This is a genomic window from Rhodomicrobium sp. R_RK_3 (assembly GCF_002198715.1).
Taxonomy (GTDB): Bacteria; Pseudomonadota; Alphaproteobacteria; order Rhizobiales; family Rhodomicrobiaceae; genus R-RK-3.
Map to the genome: position 1 here is coordinate 126,464 of NZ_MWLK01000034.1, position 17,002 is coordinate 143,465.

The 17,002-nt window shown below is 65.0% G+C and carries 18 protein-coding genes and 1 riboswitch; of the genes, 7 read left to right on the forward strand and 11 right to left on the reverse strand.

The features are described from left to right. Positions 1–66: 66 nt before the first annotated feature. The 6 genes from BLEFHOIH_RS21340 (at position 67) to BLEFHOIH_RS21365 (ending at position 3,203) form a co-directional block, all read left to right on the forward strand. Positions 67–603 (forward strand): GNAT family N-acetyltransferase, encoded by a 537-nt coding sequence (locus BLEFHOIH_RS21340; RefSeq protein ID WP_088348052.1) that lies wholly within the window; start codon positions 67–69, stop codon positions 601–603. 100 nt (positions 604–703) lie between these two features. Beyond that, positions 704–1,057 carry an AtpZ/AtpI family protein gene (locus BLEFHOIH_RS21345; protein ID WP_088348053.1) on the forward strand — a complete coding sequence of 118 codons (354 nt, stop codon included), beginning with the start codon at positions 704–706 and terminating at the stop codon, positions 1,055–1,057. 120 nt (positions 1,058–1,177) lie between these two features. After that, positions 1,178–1,897, forward strand: a complete 720-nt coding sequence (locus tag BLEFHOIH_RS21350; protein ID WP_088348095.1) for a F0F1 ATP synthase subunit A — start codon at positions 1,178–1,180, stop codon at positions 1,895–1,897. Between the two features lie 46 nt (positions 1,898–1,943). Then, a complete protein-coding gene (locus tag BLEFHOIH_RS21355; RefSeq protein WP_088348054.1) occupies positions 1,944–2,171 on the forward strand; it encodes a F0F1 ATP synthase subunit C in 228 nt (75 codons plus the stop codon). A 48-nt stretch (positions 2,172–2,219) separates the two neighbouring features. Further along, entirely contained in the window at positions 2,220–2,705 is a 486-nt protein-coding gene (locus BLEFHOIH_RS21360) for a F0F1 ATP synthase subunit B' (protein WP_088348055.1), read from the forward strand. Positions 2,706–2,717: 12 nt separating this feature from the next. Then, positions 2,718–3,203: a F0F1 ATP synthase subunit B gene (locus tag BLEFHOIH_RS21365; RefSeq protein ID WP_088348056.1), complete on the forward strand. Its 486-nt coding sequence runs from the start codon at positions 2,718–2,720 to the stop codon at positions 3,201–3,203. Positions 3,204–3,627: 424 nt separating this feature from the next. Here the strand turns inward: BLEFHOIH_RS21365 and BLEFHOIH_RS21370 are convergent, their stop codons facing one another. The 7 genes from BLEFHOIH_RS21370 to BLEFHOIH_RS21400 form a co-directional block, all read right to left on the reverse strand. Further along, on the reverse strand, positions 3,628–4,068 hold the full coding sequence (locus BLEFHOIH_RS21370) for a hypothetical protein (protein WP_088348057.1): 441 nt from the start codon (positions 4,066–4,068) through the stop codon (positions 3,628–3,630). A 142-nt stretch (positions 4,069–4,210) separates the two neighbouring features. Next, complete coding sequence (gene gcvPB, locus BLEFHOIH_RS21375) at positions 4,211–5,764, reverse strand: aminomethyl-transferring glycine dehydrogenase subunit GcvPB (RefSeq protein ID WP_088348058.1); 1,554 nt, start codon at positions 5,762–5,764, stop codon at positions 4,211–4,213. Beyond that, positions 5,761–7,101, reverse strand: a complete 1,341-nt coding sequence (gcvPA, locus tag BLEFHOIH_RS21380) for an aminomethyl-transferring glycine dehydrogenase subunit GcvPA (protein ID WP_088348059.1) — start codon at positions 7,099–7,101, stop codon at positions 5,761–5,763. The genes gcvPB and gcvPA overlap by 4 nt, the downstream gene beginning before the upstream one ends. Beyond that, positions 7,101–7,478, reverse strand: coding sequence for a glycine cleavage system protein GcvH (gcvH, locus tag BLEFHOIH_RS21385; RefSeq protein WP_088348060.1), 378 nt, complete (start codon positions 7,476–7,478; stop codon positions 7,101–7,103). Before gcvH ends, gcvPA begins: the two co-directional genes overlap by 1 nt. After that, entirely contained in the window at positions 7,471–8,649 is a 1,179-nt protein-coding gene (gcvT, locus tag BLEFHOIH_RS21390; RefSeq protein WP_088348061.1) for a glycine cleavage system aminomethyltransferase GcvT, read from the reverse strand. Before gcvT ends, gcvH begins: the two co-directional genes overlap by 8 nt. Positions 8,650–8,817: 168 nt before the next feature. Then, positions 8,818–8,905, reverse strand: a riboswitch (glycine riboswitch). A gap of 179 nt (positions 8,906–9,084) precedes the next feature. Then, positions 9,085–9,570, reverse strand: coding sequence for a VOC family protein (locus BLEFHOIH_RS21395; RefSeq protein ID WP_088348062.1), 486 nt, complete (start codon positions 9,568–9,570; stop codon positions 9,085–9,087). 120 nt (positions 9,571–9,690) lie between these two features. Beyond that, complete coding sequence (locus tag BLEFHOIH_RS21400) at positions 9,691–10,491, reverse strand: phytanoyl-CoA dioxygenase family protein (protein WP_088348063.1); 801 nt, start codon at positions 10,489–10,491, stop codon at positions 9,691–9,693. A 170-nt stretch (positions 10,492–10,661) separates the two neighbouring features. On the opposite strand from BLEFHOIH_RS21400, the gene BLEFHOIH_RS21405 reads away from it, so the two are divergent. Beyond that, positions 10,662–12,272, forward strand: a complete 1,611-nt coding sequence (locus BLEFHOIH_RS21405) for a Na+/H+ antiporter (protein WP_088348064.1) — start codon at positions 10,662–10,664, stop codon at positions 12,270–12,272. 182 nt (positions 12,273–12,454) lie between these two features. Here the strand turns inward: BLEFHOIH_RS21405 and BLEFHOIH_RS21410 are convergent, their stop codons facing one another. The 4 genes from BLEFHOIH_RS21410 to BLEFHOIH_RS21425 form a co-directional block, all read right to left on the reverse strand. Further along, complete coding sequence (locus tag BLEFHOIH_RS21410) at positions 12,455–13,894, reverse strand: amidohydrolase family protein (protein WP_088348065.1); 1,440 nt, start codon at positions 13,892–13,894, stop codon at positions 12,455–12,457. Between the two features lie 226 nt (positions 13,895–14,120). Continuing rightward, positions 14,121–15,146, reverse strand: a complete 1,026-nt coding sequence (locus tag BLEFHOIH_RS21415) for an ABC transporter substrate-binding protein (protein WP_088348066.1) — start codon at positions 15,144–15,146, stop codon at positions 14,121–14,123. A gap of 57 nt (positions 15,147–15,203) precedes the next feature. Continuing rightward, positions 15,204–15,980: an ABC transporter permease gene (locus BLEFHOIH_RS21420; RefSeq protein ID WP_088348096.1), complete on the reverse strand. Its 777-nt coding sequence runs from the start codon at positions 15,978–15,980 to the stop codon at positions 15,204–15,206. Beyond that, positions 15,980–16,801, reverse strand: a complete 822-nt coding sequence (locus tag BLEFHOIH_RS21425; protein ID WP_088348067.1) for an ABC transporter ATP-binding protein — start codon at positions 16,799–16,801, stop codon at positions 15,980–15,982. Before BLEFHOIH_RS21425 ends, BLEFHOIH_RS21420 begins: the two co-directional genes overlap by 1 nt. Positions 16,802–17,002: the final 201 nt, after the last annotated feature.

A 17,002-nucleotide genomic window follows, 5' to 3' on the forward strand; every position in this document is an offset into this window, starting at 1 on the left:
CAAATTCCGCTGGCAAAAACTTCGCTGAATTGGCAAGCAATCCGGGACGTAACAACGAGGCCTCCGATGGTGAATGTGCGTGATCTGCGTTCGGCGGATCTCGAAGCCGTGACCCGCATCTATGCCCATCATGTCGCTCATGGCACGGGTACGTTCGACGAGGTCGCGCCGTCTCTTGCCGAGATGGCCGAAAAGTATGAAACCCTGCGCGCCGCCGGCCTGCCCTGGCTGATCGCCGAAGCCGATGGCGACATCCTCGGCTATGCCTATGCCGCGCCCTTCCGCACGCGCACGGCCTATCGTTTCACCCTCGAAGACAGCGTCTATATCGCCCCCGGCGCCCAGCGCCGGGGCGTCGGCCGGGCGTTGCTCGCCGCGCTCATCGCCCGCTGCGAAGCTCTCGGCTACCGGCAGCTCCTCGCGGTCATCGGCGACAGCGAAAATCACGGCTCGGTCGGGCTGCACCGGGCGCTCGGTTTCACCCATACCGGCACCTCGAAATCGGTCGGGCTGAAATTCGGGCGCTGGCTCGATGTGGTGTTCATGCAGCTCAGCCTCGGCGAAGGCGACAAGACCCCGCCGAACGATGCGTCCACGGCCTAAAACCGGGCAAAACCGGCTTTCCCTTTGTGGGACGATCGACTAAGCTGCGGCCAATTCAAAGTGCGGCACGGCGCCGCGCGTATTCCCCTTGAGGTTTTCTATGGTGCAGTCAGCGGGCGGGGGCCGTCCGCCGCAGGATGACGGGCCGGACGACCGGGACATCAAGGACCGGCTGAACCAGTTGCGCGGCAAGCTGGACCAGGTCAAGCGGCGCGATCCGCCGCCGCCGGCCGATCCGGAAGCGCGCGGCCGGGCGATGAGTTTCGCCTTCCGGCTGGCGACCGAACTGGTGGCAGGCGTGTTCGTCGGCGGGCTGATCGGCTGGGGTCTCGACAAGCTTTTGGGAACTGCGCCGATTTTACTCATTGTGTGCCTGCTTTTGGGGGTTGCCGGAGGGCTCCTCAATTCGGTAAGAGCAGCACAGAGAATGCAGAAAGACCTTCAGGGGCGATAGGTGACGGGCGTGACAGCGCAGACTTTGACGTTAGCACAAGCCGACACGCATGGCGCGGCAGCAGGCCATGGCGCCGAGGCGGCGCACGGCGCCGCGCATGGAGCGCCCGGCATCGATCCGATGCATCAGTTCGAGATCAAGCGCTTCGTGCCGCTGGAGATCTTCGGCATCGATGTATCCTTCACCAATTCGGCGCTGTTCATGCTGATCGCGGTCGCCGTGGTCAGCCTGTTCCTGATCTACGCCACGCGCGGCCCCTCGCTGGTGCCGAGCCGGCTACAATCGGCGGCGGAACTGGCCTATGAATTCGTCGCCAATCTGGTGCGCGAGAACACCGGCAAGGAAGGGATGCAATATTTCCCCTTCATCTTCTCGCTGTTCATCTTCATCCTGGCGCTGAACATGCTGGGCATGGTGCCCTATTCGTTCACCGTGACCAGCCACATCATCGTCACCTTCGCCATGGCGCTGATGGTGTTCCTGTTCGTCACCATCGTCGGCTTCGCCAAGAACGGCCCGGGCTTCCTAAAACTGTTCGTGCCGTCGGGGGTGCCGGTCGCGCTCTTGCCGCTGATCACGCTCCTGGAAGTGTTCTCCTTCCTGATCCGGCCGATCAGCCTCTCGGTGCGTTTGTTCGCCAACATGATGGCCGGCCACATGATGCTGAAGGTGTTCGCCGCCTTCGTCGTCGGCCTCGGCCTCATCGGCGGCTGGGCGCCGCTCCTGTTCATGGTCGCCTTTACCGGCCTCGAAGTGCTGGTGGCGTTCCTGCAGGCCTTCGTCTTTACCGTCCTCACCTGCATCTATCTCAATGATGCACTTCACATGCACGATCACTGACCTTTCCGTCTGACAATTCTCAAAACATCTTCCCAAGGAGATCATCATGGACGCAGCAGCAGCAAAGCTCATCGGCGCGGGCATCGCCTCGACCGCTCTCATCGGCGCCGGCCTCGGCATCGGCAACATCTTCGGCAGCTACCTCACCGGCGCCCTGCGCAATCCGTCGGCCGCTCCCGGCCAGTTCCCGAACCTCCTGCTCGGCTTCGCGCTTGCCGAAGCAACCGGCCTGTTCGGCCTGATCGTTGCACTGATCATTCTGTTCGTATTCTAAGCCGCGCGAGACCCATAGCTTCATGCCGGCGAATAGACAGAGGCGGACATGCCCCAGTTAGACGTCAATGATTTCGCGCCACAGCTCATCTGGCTCGCGATCTCCTTCATCCTGCTCTATCTGATCATGTCGCGCCTCGCTCTGCCGCGCGTCGGCAGCATCCTGGAAGAGCGGGCCGGCCGGATCGCGGGCGACCTCGCGACGGCCGCCAAGCTGCGCGAGGAAACCGCGCAAGCCATTGCAGACTATGAGAAAGCGCTCGCCGATGCCAAGGCGCGCGCCCAGGCCATCGCCCGCAAGGCGCGCGAGGAAACCATCGCTGCCATCGAAGCGCAGCGGGCCGAAAGCGACCGGCAGATCGCCGCCCGCATGGCAGATGCTGAAAAACGCATCACGACGCTTAAAGAGGCAGCGTTGACCCATGTTGGCGAAATAGCCACAGAAACCGCGGAAGCACTTGTCGCCCGTTTGCTGGGCAAGCCGGTCGATCGGAAAGAATTGCAAGTGGCCGTAAACGAAGCGCTTGGAAAGTGACGAAGGTGTGCTATGTTTGCCTCTCCCGAGCTTTGGGTACTCGTGTCTTTCGTCCTGTTTCTGGCGCTTCTCGTGTATTACAAGATACCTAATAAAGTTGCTAAAGCCTTGGATGATCGTGCCGACCGCATCAAGGCCGAACTCGAGGAGGCGCGTCGCCTTCGCGAAGAGGCCCAAAGCATCTTGGCCGATTACCAGCGCAAGCAGCGGGACGCCGAGAAGGAAGTGGAAGACATCATCGCGTTGGCACGCAGAGAGGCGCAGTTTTTCGCCGCTGAATCCAATAAGTCTCTCAACGAGACGCTACAGCGGCGTGTAAAGCTTGCCGAGGAAAAGATCGCTCGTGCCGAGGAGCAGGCCGTCCAGGATATCCGCTCCAAATCGGTCGATGCGGCCGTCGCAGCCGCACAGACCGTGATTGCGCGTGAACTCAGAGGCAAATCGGCGGAAGACTTGGTGACAAAAAGCATCAGAGATGTAAGCGCCAAGTTGAATTGACGAGCTGAGGCTTTGGCCCAGGTCCTGTGGGAGGAGAGGAACTAGCCGGGTTTTCGAACCCGGTTTTTTCTTTTTTGGGCCAGCCTCAGTCATAAAACTGTCATGGGCGTTACCGCCTTTCCGGTTCCACTTCGCTTGGTCTCCCCTTCTTCGTCGTCCCGGACGGCCGTCAGGCCGAGCCGGGACCCAATCATCTATCAGCGAATTCTGCGGCAAGAGATGAGGCGAGTGGGCCCCGGCTCTGACGGCCGGGGCGACGAGATTGCAGGTACGCTAAAGCCACCCCGCAGCCGCCATATCGGACTTGGCCGAATAGCCCCTCTCCCCCCAAAAATAAAGAGCCGCTGGCTCTAACACCAGCGGCTACAACTCGCTCACCACGCAACGCTTGCTCTACGCGACGCCACGCTACGCTATCCCTGCCTCAGCGGCAGGGGGTCGCCGTCGCGACGCAGCTCTTCAGGCCGCCGACGCGCGTGCAGGTGATTTCGGCATTATGTGCGTTGCTCCAGCTTGCATATCGATCACCATGCACGAAGCGGGCCTCGCGGATCCAGGCGAAGCGGGCGCTGTTCCGGGCAAATGCCGTCACCAGATTGCGCTTGCCGACCGCACGCACGAGCGGAGCGCAGCGGCCATAGCCGTTGCCCTTGCCATTGTAGCTCTCGCGCTTGCGGTGCTTCTTGGCATAGGGGTCGCAGGCGTCGTCATAGGGATGCTGGTAGCAATAGCGGCTGAGGCTCTCGCGATTATATTTGTAGCTGTCGTCGTCGCTGTCATAGAGGCCGCCGGCCTGGGCGCCGGACGCCATCGCGACCATGCCGAACAAGGCGAATGCAGTGATTTTGGTCGGAAATTTCGACATCGGAGTCTCCCTAAACGAGGGGGGCGGTGCCGTATTTCGCCCACCCTTCAAATCCTGGGAGATCGTAGCTGGATCAAAATGAACGCGGCTCGAGGGCGGCGTTCATTTTGAATTAACCATTCGAGCGGCTTGCGGGCTCAAGCTACTCCGCCGCTTTACTTTGCGCTGGGCTATAGCTCAGCACGGGCTGACGGGCGGCGCGGGTCTCGTCGAGGCGGCGGCGCGGCGCGTAATGCGGGGCGCCCTTGAAGCGCTCGGCATCGCCTTGCGTTGCCGCGCGCACCAGCGAGCGCAGCGCGCCGATGAACTGGTCGAGGCTCTGCTTGCCCTCGGACTCGGTCGGCTCGATCAGCATGGCGCCGTGCACGACTAGCGGGAAATACACCGTCATCGGGTGAAAACCCTCGTCGATCATGGCCTTGGCGAAATCGAGGGTCGAGAGGCCGGTGCCCTTCAGGAAGCTGTCGTCGAACAGCACCTCATGCATACAGACCTTGTCGCCGAACGGCTGGCTCATCACGTCGCGGAGGCCAGCGCGGATGTAGTTGGCATTCAGCACCGCATCCTCGGAGGCCTGCCGCACGCCATCAACGCCGAAGCTCAGCATGTAGGAGACGGCGCGCACGAACATGCCCATCTGGCCGTGGAAGGCGACGAGGCGTCCGAAGGGGTGTTCGCCCTGCGTCTCTGATTCGTTCTCGATCAGCGCGAAGCTGTCGCCATCCTTGCGGATCAGCGGCAGCGGCGCGAAGGGGGCAAGGCTTTCGGAGAACACGACCGGGCCGGAGCCTGGGCCGCCGCCGCCATGCGGGGTCGAAAAGGTCTTGTGCAGGTTGATGTGCATGGCGTCGATGCCGAGGTCGCCGGGGCGGACGCGGCCGGCGATGGCGTTGAAATTGGCGCCGTCGCAATAAAGGAAGGCGCCCGCCTCATGCAGCGCGGCGGCGATTTCGGCGATCTCCGGCTCGAACAGCCCGCAGGTGTTCGGATTGGTGATCATCATCGCGGCGACGTCCGGCCCGAGCGCCTCGCGCACGGCCGCAGCGCGCACGGTGCCGTCCTTGTCGGCGGCGACGGCGCGGACCTCGAAGCCGAGCAGCGCGGCGGTCGCCGGGTTGGTGCCGTGCGCCGAATCCGGCACCAGCACGACGCGGCGCGTCTGCGCCTCGCCCCGCGCTTCGAGCGCGGCACGGATCGCGGTCATGCCGCAAAGCTCGCCATGCGCGCCGGCCTTGGGCGAGAGCGCCACGGCAGGCATTCCGGTCAGCTTGGTCAGCCATTCTGAGAGCACGGCCATCAGCTCGATGGCACCCTGAATGGTCTTTTGCGGCTGCAGCGGATGGATATCGCCGAAGCCGGGCAGCCGCGCCATCTTTTCGTTGATGCGCGGATTGTGCTTCATCGTGCACGAACCCAGCGGGAAGATGCCCGTGTCGATCGAGTAGTTCTTCTGGCTGAGCCGCACATAGTGGCGCATCGTTTCCGGTTCGGAGAGGCCCGGCAGGCCGATGGAATCATGCCGCTCGACATCGCCGAGGCGGCTTTCGAACGCCTCCGGCTCCTCGAAGTCGACGCCCGAAGTCTCCAGCGCGCCCGCCTCGAAAATCAGCGGCTCCTCGATCTGAAGCCCGCGATTGCCGGTATGGGTGCTGGGCTGCGCGCCCTTGGCGAAGAATTTCGTGGTCATGTCGGTCATGCGAGCACCTTGGCGAGAGCGGCGGCGTAGGCGTCACGGTCGCCGGATGTGTTGGTTTCGGTCGCGGCGACGATAATGAGGTCGTCCAGCCGCTCCTCGCCGGGGAAGAGCCGCGAGGCGGGAACGCCGCCAATGACGCCTTCATCGACAAGCGCATCGATCACGGCGGCGCCGGGCTTCGGCGTGCGGATGGTGAACTCGTTGAAGAAATGCCGCGTCACGATTTCGACGCCCGGCACAGCGGCGAGCTTATCAGCCAACGCGACGGCATTGGCGTGATTGAGCCGGGCCAGCTTGCGGAGGCCCGCTTCGCCGAGCAGCGTCATATGGGCGGTGAAGGCCAGCGAGCACAGCCCCGAATTGGTGCAGATATTGCTGGTCGCTTTGTCGCGGCGGATGTGCTGCTCCCGCGTCGAGAGCGTCAGTACGAAGCCGCGCTTGCCGTCCTCGTCGACGGTCTGGCCGCAGAGGCGGCCGGGCATCTGGCGCAGGAATTTTTGGCGCGTGGCGAACAGGCCGAGATAGGGGCCGCCGAAATTCAGGCCGTTGCCGATCGACTGGCCTTCCGCCGCGACGATGTCCGCGCCCATCGAGCCGGGCGAGCGCAGCGCGCCGAAGGAGATCGCCTCGGTGACGACGACGATCAGCAGCGCCCCGGCCTTGTGGACCAACTCGGCCAGCGCCGACAGGTCACGCGCGCCGCCGAAGACGCCCGGATATTGCACCACGACGCAGGAGGTCTCCGCGTCCACCGACTCCACGAACTCCGTGTTCGGCGCGGAGGGCAGCGCCATCGTCTCATAATGCGCGTAGCGGCTGATGGTCTCGATCACCGCGCGGTAATGCGGGTGCAGGTTACCGAACAGCACCGCCTTGTTGCGCTTGGTGAGCCGGTGCGCCATCAGCACGGCCTCGGCCGCCGCCGTCGAGCCGTCCCACATGGACGCGTTGGCGACCTCCATGCCGGTCAGCGCCGCGACCTGGGTCTGGAACTCGAACAGATATTGCAGCGTGCCTTGCGCGATTTCCGGCTGGTACGGCGTGTAGGCCGTCATGAATTCGGAGCGCTGGATGATGTGATCGACCGTCGCCGGAACATGATGCTTATAAGCGCCGCAGCCCGCAAAGAACGGCACCGAGCCCGCCGGCACATTGCGCGCCGCGATGCGGCCCAGCGCCCGCTCGACCGCCATCTCGCTCTGATGATGCGGCAGGCCCTCGATCTCGCCCGTGCGGAAGGCGGCCGGCACATCCTGATAGAGCGCATCGACGCTCGGCACGCCGATGGCGGCGAGCATTTGGCGGCGCTCCTCGGCGGTGTGGGGAAGAAAACGCATTATTCGACAGTCTCCAGATAGTCCTTATAGGCCTGTTCCGGCATGAGCTGGTCCAGCTCGCGCGGATTGGCGATGCGGATTTTTAGGAACCAGGCATTGCCTTCCGGGTCCTGGTTGACCAGTTCGGGATTGGCGACGATGGCCTCGTTGACCTCGACGACCTCGCCCGAGACCGGCGCGTAAACCTCGCTCGCCGCCTTCACGGATTCGACGACCGCCGCTTCCTGGCCCTTCGAGAGCACCTTGCCGACCGCCGGCAGCTCGACGAATACGATGTCGCCGAGCTTGTCCTGCGCATATTGCGAGATGCCGATGGTGCCGATGCCGTTCTCGACGCGGATATATTCGTGATCGCTCGTATATCTGGGCTCAGCCATTGGATTTTCCTGACTTGGTAGGCCGGTGGTAGCGGTGCGGGACAAAAGGCATTTTGACGACGGACGCCGGATGCGGCGTGCCGCGGATGACGATGTTGAGGCGCGTGCCTGGTGCGGCCCTCGCGGCGGCGACATAGCCCATGGCGACCGGGCCGCCGACACTCGGCGCGAAAGAGCCGCTGGTGACGCGGCCGACGGGCTCGCCGGTCTCGGTGACGATCTCGCAGCCTTCGCGAGCGGGCGCACGGCCCTCGAGCCTGAGGCCGACCCGCTTGCGGGACGGACCGCCGTTCAACTCGGCCTGGACGCGCCCGGCGCCGGGGAAACCGCCCTCGTCGCGGCGGCGCTTGCCGATGGACCAGACCAGATCCGCCTCGACGGGCGAGGTGCTTTCGTCGATGTCGTGGCCGTAGAGGCAAAGCCCGGCTTCGAGCCGCAGCGTGTCGCGGGCGCCGAGACCGATCGGCTTGACCAGGGGATTGCCGAGCAATGCGCGCGCCAATGCCTCAGCCTGCGCCGCCGGGACGGAGATTTCGTAGCCGTCCTCACCGGTATAGCCGGAGCGGGAGATGTGCAGCGGAAAGCCCTCGAAACTTGAGCCGATATAGCACATGAACGGCATGTCGCGCGCGTCCGGCACCAGTGCCGCCATCACGTCGACCGCCTGCGGACCCTGCAGCGCGATCAGCGCAAGGTCGTCCCTGACCTGAAGCGTGACGCCGTCGGGGAGGCGGTCCGCGATATGGATGTAGTCGGCGTCTTTGCAGCCCGCATTGACGACGACGTACGCGGTGCCTTCCAGGCCGTCATAGCCGAGGCGCGTAATCATCAGATCGTCGAGAATGCCGCCATCTTCGGCCATGAGCTGCGAATAGCGCTGCTGCCCGGGCTTGAGACCCAGCACATCGGCGGGGACCAGCGCCTCGATGGCGCGGGCGGTCGCGTCCCAGCTTTCGCTGCTGATATGGCACTGCCCCATATGCGAGACGTCGAACAGCCCGGCGGCCTCGCGCGTATGCAGATGCTCCTTGATCAGCCCCGGCGGGTAGCTGACCGGCATGTCATAGCCGCCGAACGGCACCATCTTCGCGCCGAGCTCGAGATGCAGGGCGTGAAGCGGCGTCCGCTTCAATGCTGATTTTGTGTCTTTTTCCGGCGCCGCAATGGTCATCAGAATCCCGCGAAACAAGTGGCGATACGCCCGGCCAAACCGGACGCCAAGCCCCCTCTGTCACGTGACCTGAGAGAATTCACCGGATCGCAGCGTGGAACGCCGGACGCGGCATTACCCCATCGGTGAGCCCGAACGCTTGCGCGCGTAGACTACTTTCCAGAGTGCCGTCTGCTTGCGGTCCTTTTGCCTGAGAGGTTCCGGGGCGGTTGCTCCTTCGGCGCCGGACTGAACCGGTCTCTTCCGCATGCATCGCGCGGCGTATGGCTATAGATAGCGAAATAAAACGACGTGTGCAATGCAGCGAAACCGATTCCCCCAATAATGGCAATGGCCTCGCCGCCGCGGCATGGAAGCGGCCACGGCGGCGGCACGGGCGGCCGGTCTTGGAGGGAGGAAGGAGAGATTTGGCCCGGCGGCCTCGTGCAAACGGCCTCAGGCGTCCTTCTTCGACGGCGCGCCCATGGACCAGATCACGCCGAACGGATCGCGAACCTGGCCGTAGCGGTCGCCCCAGAACATGTCCTGCAGCGGCAGGGTGATTTCCGCGCCGGCATCGACCGCGCGCTTCCAGGCGGCCTCGACGTCATCGACCTTCATATGGATGTTGAAGGCTTGCGGCGCGACCTTGGGAAAGCCGTGCTCCGGGTAGAAATCGCACAGCATCACCGAGCTGCCATTGATGTAGAGATGGATATGCATGGTCCGGCCCTTCTCGTCGACCGGATGGCGGCCGACTTCCCTGGCGCCGAAGGCTTTGGCGTAGAATTCGGCGGCCTTGACCGCGCCGTCGACGTTCAAATAGGGCACCGCGCCGCCCTTGACTTCGATCTGGCCGACTGGAACCGGCTCACTTTTCTTGGACGGTGCTGCGGGCTTGCGAGAAGTTGCTGGTTTGCGCGCTGTTGCTGTCTTTGCCATTCGTAGCTCTCCTTGTTCTCGATCAGCCCCCCGATCCTGAAGTTCAGCAGGAGCTTAAGGCTATTCCAAGGACGTTCAGCCTGCCGCCGGTGCGACAGGCCCGCCGGAATTTTTTCGAGCTTATTCCGCCGCCACCTTGCGCGAGGCCGCATAGCGCAGCAGCGCATCATCCTCGACCGCCGAGATGGGCGTGAAATCGCGATGCGCGATCCACTCCTCGCGGTTGAACTTGGTGATGTGGTTCGACACCGCGCATAGCGTCAGATAGACGATCTTGCGCGGATAGGGCGTGATGTTGGGCGGCGAGGCGTGAACCAGATTGCCGTGGAACATCAAGACCGAACCCGGCTTGCCCGTCGGCGCGACGATGCCGCCCTCCTCGGCGAGCTGGGTGATGGTCTCGCGGTCGAGCGTCCACAGCGGATAGGACGTCGTCTTCAGATCGTGGCCGGCGGCGAGCACGCCCTTCTTGTGGCTCTTGGGGATGAACATCAGCGGGCCGTTGATCGGCATCACCTCGTCCAGGAACACGGCGATGTTCATCGCGCGCGGCTCGGGCATGCCGTCGTCGCGCGCCCAGGTGCCGTAATCCTGGTGCCATTGCCAGACCTCGCCGTCGAAGGGCGCCTTGGCGTTGATCTTGAACTGGTGCACATAGACCGGCTCGCCGAAAAACTGCATGAGCGGCTCGACGAGGCGCGGATGCGCGCCGAGCAGCCGGAAGGCCTCATTATAGGTGTGGGCGGCGAAGGCGGTGCGGGGCGCGCCGGAGCTTTCGCGCCAGACCTCCTTGCGGTCGCTGCGGTAGATCGCCTCCGCCTCGCTGCGCAAAACCGCGACCTCGGCGTCGGAAAAGCAGTTGGGCATGAAGAGATAGCCCTGCTCGTCGAATTCGCGCAATTGGTCCTGGGTAAGCTTCATTGGTCGACCTCCCTGATCGGCCGCCTCGTCCGGGCGGTTGATTGCTTTTCATAAAGTCTAACGCCAATTGTGGCCTTTTCGCAGGGATTTCCGTTATAGGAGGCAGGCTCCACTGAGACGAAGCGAGGCTGCCCACCCGCCGAGGCACGCCGCGACGCAAGGGACGATCCATGGCCGAAATGATGCATACGCTTTTGATGCTCGCCGCCGTGCTGGCCATGGGGGCGGTGGTGGCGCGGAAGCTCGATGTCGCGCCTTCGATCGTGCTGCTGATCGCGGGGCTGACGCTGGCGCTCATCCCCGGCTTTCCGACCGTCGAGCTGGCGCCGGAGCTCGTGCTGCTCGGCATATTGCCGCCGCTGATCTACTCCGCCGGGGTCGCCATGAGCTGGCGCGAATTCCGCTTCAACCTGCGCCCGATCATTCTGCTGGCCTTCGGCGGCGTCATCTTCACCACCTGCGCGGTGGCGCTGGCGGCGCATTGGCTGCTCGGCATGCCGCTGGGCGTTGCCTTCGTGCTCGGCGCCATCGTCGCCCCGCCCGATACCGTCGCGCCGATCGCCATCGCCCGCCGGCTCGGACTGCCGCGCCGCCTCCTCGTGGTGCTTGAAGGCGAGGGCCTCGCCGACGACGCGACCGCGCTCATCCTCTACCGCTTCGCGGTGGCGGCGGTGGCGACGGGCGTGTTCGAGTTCGGCGAGGCGGTCGGCGGCTTCGCGCTGATCGTGCTCGGAGAAATTGCCTGGGGCCTGGTCATCGGCTGGCTCAGCCTGCGCCTGCGCCGCTGGGCGCACGATCCGCGCGTCGAAATCACCCTGTCGCTGATGACGCCCTATCTCGCCTTCTGGTTCCCAGAACATGTCGGCGGCTCCGGCGTGCTGGCGACGGTCACCGCCGGACTGTTCGTGAGCTGGAACGGCCCGCTGCTGATCCCTTCGGCGACCCGGCTGCAAGGCATCTTCTTCTGGGACTTGGCGATCTATCTGCTCGAGGGCTCGGTGTTTCTCGTCACCGGCCTGCAGGCGCGCACAATACTCGACCGCATCGGCGAGGAAGGTGTGCGCGACGTCATCGCCAGCACCTTCGTCGTGCTCCTGGTGCTGATCGTGACGCGGTTCATCTGGGTCTATCCGGCGATCTATCTGCCGCGCTGGCTGAGCCCGGCGCTCGCCGTGCGCGACCCGGCGCCGCCGTGGCAGCAGCCCTTCCTCATCGCTTTTGTCGGCGTGCGCGGCGTGGTCTCGCTGGCGGCGGCGCTTGCCATCCCGCTGACGACGTCGACCGGCGCGCCCTTCCCCTATCGCGACGAAATGCTCTCGATCACCTTCGGCATTATCATCCTGACGCTGGTCGGCCAGGGCCTGGTGCTGCCGGCCATCGTGCGCTGGCTGGGGCTGGGGACGATCCAATCCGCCGAGGCGCTGCGCGAAGAGGCCGACGAGATCCGCGCCCGGCGCAACGCGCTGAACATGGTCAAGCGCCGGCTCGACGAGCTGGAGGCCAAGGGCGATCTGCCGCCGGAGGTGCTGACCGCGCTGCACCGGCGCCAGGAGCACCGCGTCAGCCGCCTGCCGCAGCCGGCGTCCGAGGGCGGCGAGCCGCTGCACCGGATTTCTGAATTGAAATATCAGCTCATCACGCTGGAGCGGAACTACATCCACAACCTGCTGCGCGACGGCAAGATCACCGACGAGTCGCGGCGCCGGATCGAGCGCGAGCTGGATCTGGAGGAGGCGAGCATCGCCTGCCGGGTCGACGGCAGCGCGGAGCTGCCGATTTAAAGACGTGACGTCGAGAGGCGGCGCCGACCCCAATCCATCCACGCCCTCATACGAAATCCCCGCGAAGGCGGGGATCCAGTAAAGGGCGGCATCAGCCGTTGGGCGTTCGCCTAGCCGCGACTACTCGGCGTACTGGATCCCCGCCTTCGCGGGGATTAGGAAACGGGAGATTCGGCAGCCCGTTAACAGCAGCCCTGCGCGCGGAACCAGTGCGTCACGGCGGCCTCGAAGGGGGACCACGCCTCTTGCAGCGCGGCGTAGCGCGGGACGTTGCGCCGGTACAATTCCCGCAGCTCGGTCTCCAGGGCGGGCAGGTCGATGCCGGTCGGCTGGCCGTCGCGGGCGACGGTGCGGCCCGCGATCACCACCTCCCGCACGCAGCCGCTATTGCCGCGTGCGAACAGCAGGTCGATGGGGTCGATGGGCATGATGGCGTCGCGGTCGAGGCGGTCGAGGTCGATGATGGTGAAATCGGCCGGCTCGCCGATGGCGAGGACACCCGTTCCCGGCGCGCCGGTCGCCTTGCGGCCGTTCCTCACCGCCAGCGACAGGAAATCGGCGCGGCTCCAGGTGCGCTCGAAGCCTAGGCCGTTATGCATCATCTGTACGAGGCGCAATTCGCGGATGGCGTCGTCGTCCTCGTCCAGCGCGATGCCGTCGACGCCGACCGCGATGCCGCAGCCGCGCCGATGCGCGTCGGCGATGGGCCCGAGACCGGAATGCAGATGCAGGTTGGAGCTGAAATTGGTGACGATGGTCGCGCCGCTTTCGGCGATCATATCGAGTTCTTCCTGGCGGGCATGGACGCAGTGGGCGAGCGTCAGCCGCTCCGAGAGCAGGCCGATATCGCGCAGATAGCGCACCATGCCGCCGGGAAAGGCCCGGTCGGCCCATTGCCGCTGATAGATCGTCTCCAGGAGATGCATGTGGATGCGCCGCCCGGTCGCCGCCGAGCGCTCGGCGATGGCCTCCAGCAGCGCGGGCGAGCACCATTGCACGCCGGCCGGACCGTACTGCACGTCGATCATCGGCCCGGCGATGGCCGCGTGGATGCCGTCGACCAGATCGAGATAGGCGGCGGGCGTCATCGGCGGCCGCAGAAAGATGTCCTCGATCGTGCGCCGCGCCTCGGGCGGCAGCGCGTCGAGCACCGGGCGGCTGTCGCCGTAGACCAGCGGGTTCTGGTCGCGCACCGCCAGCGCGAAGGCGATGCGGATGCCGACGTCGCCGGCCGCGCGCGCGACGGCCCTGGCCTCGTCGATGACCGGCATGGTGCCGCTGAGCCGGGTGTAATGCACCATCATCGCGCCGCAGCCGGAGCGGGCGCAGCGCGCGAGCGCAGCGGCGGCCTGCATGTAGGGATCGGCTGGCGTGCCGAAAACCGAGCGCGCGATCCAGATCTCCAGCGGCATGTTGGAGGCGCCGAAGGAGGTGGCGCTCGGGCGGGCGTGGTCGTGGGCGTTGGCGAGCGCCGGGACGATCAGCGTGCCGCCGCCCGATGGCGCCGGCGTGCCGTCGGTGATCGCGGTGATGATCCCGTCATGATGCCGGATGGTCGCGTTGGTGAGAAGCCCCCGCTCGCCGCCGCAGAAGACTGACGTCGCATGTACGGATTCGGTCATTTGCGTTCTCCTATGGCGAAGTCATCCTCGTGGCACAGCCCGATTTCCTCTCCCTTGGGAGCCCTCGGCCAAATCCGGCAAGCGCTCATCCGTCGCCCCGGCCGTCAGAGCCGGGGCCCACTCGCTTCTCCGCGAGCACGGTGCCGGCTGATCCGCGAGTGGATCCCGGTTCGGCCTGACGGCCGCCCGGGACGACGAGAGAAAAGTCGCCTGGGTCCGCGACCTGTCAGTTCGCCGTGTAACTCAGCTCGCGCTCTCCCCGCGCGGGCAGGTAATCGCGCGAAAAAATCTCGGCGGGTGTGGGGGTGCGGGTCAATTGATAGCCCTCGACGACGATGCCGATGGCGCGGGTCATGCGGTCGTCCTTGATGTCGCCGACGCCGATCTCCTTCATCTCCGGCGAGACGATCAGCTTATCGAAAGAATATTGCAAACGCCTCTTTTCGACCGCGACATTGATCAGATTGTCGAAATTCACCGCCGCCGCCATGCCGGCATTCTGGTCCTTGGCCACCTCGATCAGCGCCTTGTTGGTCGCCCGCACCAGACCGGCGACCGCCTTCGGATTCTCCGCGATCAGCTTGCGCGACACCATCAGCCCGTTCGAGTAGAGGTCCAGCCCGAACTCGCCGAAGGTGAACCACTTATAATCCTTGTCCGGATCCTGGCGGTTCAAGACGAGGTTGAAATAGCTGGTGATGTTGAAGACCAGGGCGGCGTCGATGTCGCCCTTGATCATCATCGGCTCCTGCAGGTTCGGCGCCATGTTCGACAGCTTGATCTTGGCCATGTCGAGGCCGTTCTTGTGGGCGAACACCGGCAGCAGCCGCGTCGTCGGGGTCCCTTGAGCGCCGCCCAGGATGCGCCCCTCGAAATCCTTCGGGGAATTGATGCCGCTCGACGCCTTGGTGACGATGGCGAAGGGCGGCTGGTTCCACATCATGTAGACCATGACGGGCGCTTCGTTCGGCCGTGTCGAGGCATTCTGAATGATGGCGTTCACATCCCCAAAACCGGCGTCATAGGCGCCCGACATGATGCGCGTGACGGTCGCGCCCGAGCCTTCGCCCTGGTCGATGGTGACGTCCAGCCCCTCGGCCTTGTAGTAGCCCTTGTCGCGGGCGAGGAAGAAGGCGGCGTCCGAGCCTTGGGTCTTCCAGCCGAGCGTGAACTTGATCTTGGTCTCCTGCGCCGCCGCCGGGCCGCTGAGCAGCAGGCCGGCGAGGATGAGGCCGGTCAGTCGTTTGAACATGGGTCTTCTCCATTCAGTGTGGGGGTTTTTCTTGTGGCGGGATGGCCGCCGCCGGTCTCACGCGGCGACCAGGTCGTTCTTGCGCGTCGCCCAGCCGGTGACGCGGGCCTCGATCAGCGAGAAGGCGACGTAAAGGGCGACGCCGAGCGCTGCCAGGATGAACAGCCCGGCGAATACCAGCGGCACGTCGAAATTCGACGAGGCGCTCATCATGACGTTGCCAATGCCGCGATTGGAGGCGACGGTCTCGGCCAGCACCGTGCCGACGAAGGCGTAGGTGATGGCGACCTTTAGCGAGGCGAAGAAGAACGGCATGGTGCGCGGCAGGCCGACATTCCAGAGGATGTCCATCTTGCTGGCGCCGAGCGCCTTCAGCACGTCTTCGAGTTCCGGCTCGGTGGTGGCGAGGCCGGTCGCGATGTTCACGACGATCGGGAAGAAGCAGATTGCCAGCGAGGTCAGCACGGCCGGCACCGTGCCCGAGCCGAACCAGAGCACGAAGATCGGCACCACCGCGACTTTCGGGATCGAGGAAAAGCCGATCAGCAGCGGATAGACGGTGTCGTAGGCGACGCGCGAGACGCCGATCATCGCGCCGAGGAAGACGCCGAGCGCCACGCCCAGCGCGAAGCCGACCATGGTCGTGGAGAGCGTCTGGAGGATGTGCGGCCAGAGCACCGGGAAGCGCGCGATCAGCGTTTCGATCACCTGCGAGGGGCGCGGCAGGATCAGGTCGGACATGCCGGAAATCAGGCAGAAGGCTTCCCATCCGGCGAAGAAGAGGACGATCAGCCCGCCGGACCAGAGTTTTTGCGTCAGTTTCAGATCGGCCATCATGCGCTCACTTCCGCCTGGGCCGCGCCGCGCGCATCGACGATCAACTCGCGCAGGCGCTGGTTTAGGGCGACGAAATCGGGCTCGAAGGTCATGGCGATGTTGCGCGGGCGCTGGAAGGCGACCGGCGCGTCGTCAATGATGCGGCCGGGGCGGGCGCTCATCACGCAGATGCGGCTGGCGAGGAAGGCGGCCTCGCGCAGATCGTGGGTGACGAGCAGGACGGTCGGGCGATAGCTCAGCCAGAGGTCTTGCAGGATCGACCAGAGTTCCTCGCGGGTGAACTGGTCGAGCGCGCCGAAGGGCTCGTCGAGCAGCAGCATCCGGGGCTCATGGATCAGCGCGCGGCAGAGATTGGCGCGCTGCAACATGCCGCCGGAGAGCTGCCAGGGGTAGCGGGAGGCAAAGCCTTTCAGCCCGACTTGCGCCAGCAGCGCGTGGGCCTTGTCGCGGAATTCGCTGCGTTTTTTCTGGCGGTAGGCGGCGCGGAAGGGCTGCACGATCTTCAGCGGCAGCATGACGTTCTTCTCGATGGTCAGCCAGGGCAGCATGGTGGGGTTCTGGAACGCCATGCCGATGCGCAGCGCCTTGGCAGCCACCTCCCGCCCGCCGACGATGACGACGCCCGCGCTCGGCTGCACGAGGCCGCTGACGAGGCGCAGGATCGTTGACTTGCCGCAGCCGGACGGGCCGACGAGGGCAACGAATTCGCCATCCGGGATGCGCAGCGTGGTGGCGGCGAGCGCGGGCACGGAATTCGCGCCGCGCCCGAAGGTTACCGACGCTTGCGAGAGCTCCACGGCAAGCGCCGGGCGCGGCATTGGGGGCGCTGAGATCGCGGGTTCGTCGATAGTCGGCACAAGCCGCGGCTGCATAATGGTCATACGAGATTGTATGCAAGCGCAGTGCCAGATTGAGATTTGCGGCCGATTAGGGGGCGGCGCTTGTCGGGAGTGGCCCGACGCTACGCCGCCGCTTACACCGCGCCTAAAATCAACGTCCTCTCGCCCCGGCCGTCAGAG